Below are 3,154 nucleotides of genomic sequence, written 5' to 3' on the forward strand. Positions count from 1 at the left end.
ACTTGTCGATCGTCTGTTGGTGATACTGGTTTGCAAAGAGGTCATTCTTAATGGCGCTGCGTTTCTTCATGGTGGTTAGCTCAGTAGACCAGCTTCCGATAACTTTATCAGCAAAATCAAACTCGGCTTAGGTTTTTCGAGGTGCCCTATAGAAGGTTCAACTAATCGCCATAGGTCTTTAGGGCGGAAACATCTACTTTTTAACCATCGGCTAACCGTGTCATGAGATAAAGGCGATGGGCTGACTTCTGATAACGCCAAACTAGAGTATCTTACACGAGTTTCGCACAGGCATATAAAATTCTAAAAATGGCTTAAAAGCAATGATTAATCTGCAAGTTACTAAAAAACATAAATTTTCTTAAATTACAATAAGTTGTATTTGATTTATAAGGTTTTGACTATTTATATATCATGCTGAATTAAACTTAAAAATAGAGCGTTTTTTTATTGGTGCGAAACTCGTGTTGTTATTGGATGCCGGTTATTTCCATGACGCAGTGATAGCTGAGACAAAAAAATATCAAATTGAGCTGTTTTGCTCTGAAAATTCTAACCGGCAGATTCTAAGAAAAATCTATCCGAAAGCCTTATTTATTTATGATACTGAAAAAGATATTTATACTTGTCCTGCCGACCATCAGTTATCCCTGAAAAGTACAGTTTTAGCTTCAGAAAACACGAGGAGCTATAAGGTTTATGGCTGTGTTAATTGCGCCCAATGCGAGCAAAAAAAACAATGTACACAATCCAAAGATGGAAGGAAAATAAAACGCTATCCGGAAGATAAACAGCGAGATGAACTTCGTTTACATATGGCTACTCCACGAGTTTCGCAGTCTCTAAAAAAGAAGTATAAATTTAAAAACAAGAAAAAATAAGGATGTTCATATTTTGTCCGGTTATCCATGCATTAAAGATATCTATAAAATATTCTTGCAAGTAAGCAGTGTAAGATACTCTAGTTTGGCGTTATCAGAAGTCAGCCCATCGCCTTTATCTCATGACACGGTTAGCCGATGGTTAAAAAGTAGATGTTTCCGCCCTAAAGACCTATGGCGATTAGTTGAACCTTCTATAGACAAAAAAAGCCCTTGTGTACTAATTGCCGATGATACATTAAGCCTGTTGCTCAATAGTGAAATAAAACTGCTTTCAATAAAAACAAGTTAGATACATCTAAAAAACACAAAAATAAGTTATTTTTTAATCTTATATAGGTCATTTTTAATTCAAAAATTGATGATTTTATCATCAATAGCTGGTTTTTTTGTAAGTCACAATTAATTTTGCTATTGAGCAACAGGCTTATTGATTGCCAAAACACGTAGTAGAAAAATAGAGATGGTTCATTATCAATATTCAGGTAATAAGCATGATGTTATTGCTGGCATAGGTTTGGTTAATTTGCTTTGGCATGATCTGACAAGTGTTGAATCAATTCCTATTGACTATCGTATTTATGATAAAGATTCTGATGGAAAAACAAAAAACACGCACTTTTCCGAAATGCTGGCTCTTGCTAAAAAAAGAGGGATCATGCCAGAAGCGGTAGTGATGGATGCCTGGTATTCTAGCCTAGATAATCTGAAATCAATTCGCTCTCATGGTTGGGTCTGGGTAACCACGCTGAGGAAAAACAGGATTGTTAACCATAACACGAGTTTCGCACCAATAAAAAAACGCTCTATTTTTAAGTTTAATTCAGCATGATATATAAATAGTCAAAACCTTATAAATCAAATACAACTTATTGTAATTTAAGAAAATTTATGTTTTTTAGTAACTTGCAGATTAATCATTGCTTTTAAGCCATTTTTAGAATTTTATATGCCTGTGCGAAACTCGTGCATAATAAACAACTGAACAAGTTAGACATCTCAGAAGAAGGAACTCCAATACACTTACGAGGCTACGGTTGGGTGACTGTTTTCAAATTTACAGCCAAAAACGGCCGTATTGATTACATGGTAACAAACAAAGAGAATCCCACCCGTGAATACGTCAAATCTATCATGGATGCCCGTTGGTCTGTTGAAGTTTATCATCGAGAAGTTAAACAAAATTGTGGTATTGAACGCTGTCAGGCTCGCACGAGCCGAGCGCAAAGAAATCATATTTTTCTCGCTATTTCTGCGTGGTTTGAACAACATAAACGTCGTATATCTGAAAAAATAACCCTTTATCAACAAAATTGGGACGTAATCAAAAATGCTATTGCTGAGCACATCCGTGTTTTATTAGCGTACCCAAATTAGTTTTGTGCGAAACTCGTGCAAGAGCCAGCATTTCGGAAAAGTGCGTGTTTTTTGTTTTTCCATCAGAATCTTTATCATAAATACGATAGTCAATAGGAATTGATTCAACACTTGTCAGATCATGCCAAAGCAAATTAACCAAACCTATGCCAGCAATAACATCATGCTTATTACCTGAATATTGATAATGAACCATCTCTATTTTTCTACTACGTGTTTTGGCAATCAATGTATCATCGGCAATTAGTACACAAGGGCTTTTTTTGTCTATAGAAGGTTCAACTAATCGCCATAGGTCTTTAGAGGCTGTCGCAAAAGAGGTAGTATCATGTTTTTAATGATTTCAATATTTTGATTTTAAAGAAAAAATTAAATTATTTTTATTGTAAATACCCCTTTTGCGACAGCCTCTTTAGGGCGGAAACATCTACTTTTTAACCATCGGCTAACCGTGTCATGAGATAAAGGCGATGGGCTGACTTCTGATAACGCCAAACTAGAGTATCTTACACTGCTTACTTGCAAGAATATTTTATAGATATCTTTAATGCATGGATAACCGGACAAAATATGAACATCCTGATTTTTTCTTGTTTTTAAATTTATACTTCTTTTTTAGAGACTGCGAAACTCGTGTAAAAATGATCACCATTCAGCTAAGACATTGATTGAGTGGCTGAAAAACCAAAAATGTTTACTCGAAGATGTAAGGATTACTCTTGAATCCACTGGGACTTATCACGAACAACTCTGCACTTATATCTTGATCACACGAGTTTCGCAGTCTCTAAAAAAGAAGTATAAATTTAAAAACAAGAAAAAATCAGGATGTTCATATTTTGTCCGGTTATCCATGCATTAAAGATATCTATAAAATATTCTTGCAAGTAAGCAGT

Annotated in this window: 6 protein-coding genes and 1 pseudogene; 4 read left to right on the plus strand and 3 right to left on the minus strand. The window is 34.9% G+C overall.

The genetic code is table 11. The features are described 5' to 3' along the window. Window positions 1-75: 75 nt before the first annotated feature. Window positions 76-261 (minus strand): hypothetical protein, encoded by a 186-nt coding sequence (locus CBG25_RS14250; RefSeq protein ID WP_290607425.1) that lies wholly within the window; start codon window positions 259-261, stop codon window positions 76-78. A gap of 203 nt (window positions 262-464) precedes the next feature. Here CBG25_RS14250 and CBG25_RS14255 point away from each other — a divergent pair, with 203 nt between their 5' ends. The 4 genes from CBG25_RS14255 (at window position 465) to CBG25_RS14270 (ending at window position 2,258) form a co-directional block, all read left to right on the plus strand. Next, complete coding sequence (locus tag CBG25_RS14255) at window positions 465-881, plus strand: transposase (protein ID WP_290607427.1); 417 nt, start codon at window positions 465-467, stop codon at window positions 879-881. A 13-nt stretch (window positions 882-894) separates the two neighbouring features. After that, entirely contained in the window at window positions 895-1,173 is a 279-nt protein-coding gene (locus CBG25_RS14260; protein WP_290607428.1) for a hypothetical protein, read from the plus strand. 138 nt (window positions 1,174-1,311) lie between these two features. Further along, a complete protein-coding gene (locus CBG25_RS14265; RefSeq protein WP_290607430.1) occupies window positions 1,312-1,713 on the plus strand; it encodes a transposase in 402 nt (133 codons plus the stop codon). A 134-nt stretch (window positions 1,714-1,847) separates the two neighbouring features. Continuing rightward, window positions 1,848-2,258, plus strand: a complete 411-nt coding sequence (locus tag CBG25_RS14270; RefSeq protein ID WP_290607432.1) for a transposase — start codon at window positions 1,848-1,850, stop codon at window positions 2,256-2,258. On the opposite strand, the pseudogene CBG25_RS14275 reads toward CBG25_RS14270, so the two are convergent. Together CBG25_RS14275 and CBG25_RS14280 are read right to left on the minus strand one after the other, a co-directional pair. Beyond that, window positions 2,215-2,571, minus strand: a pseudogene (locus tag CBG25_RS14275) (hypothetical protein); the annotation flags it as partial. The gene CBG25_RS14270 and the pseudogene CBG25_RS14275 overlap by 44 nt on opposite strands. Before the next feature lie 56 nt (window positions 2,572-2,627). Next, on the minus strand, window positions 2,628-2,825 hold the full coding sequence (locus tag CBG25_RS14280) for a hypothetical protein (RefSeq protein ID WP_290607436.1): 198 nt from the start codon (window positions 2,823-2,825) through the stop codon (window positions 2,628-2,630). Window positions 2,826-3,154 lie beyond the last annotated feature (329 nt).

Source organism: Arsenophonus sp. ENCA, assembly GCF_002287155.1.
Taxonomy (GTDB): Bacteria; Pseudomonadota; Gammaproteobacteria; order Enterobacterales; family Enterobacteriaceae; genus Arsenophonus; species Arsenophonus nilaparvatae.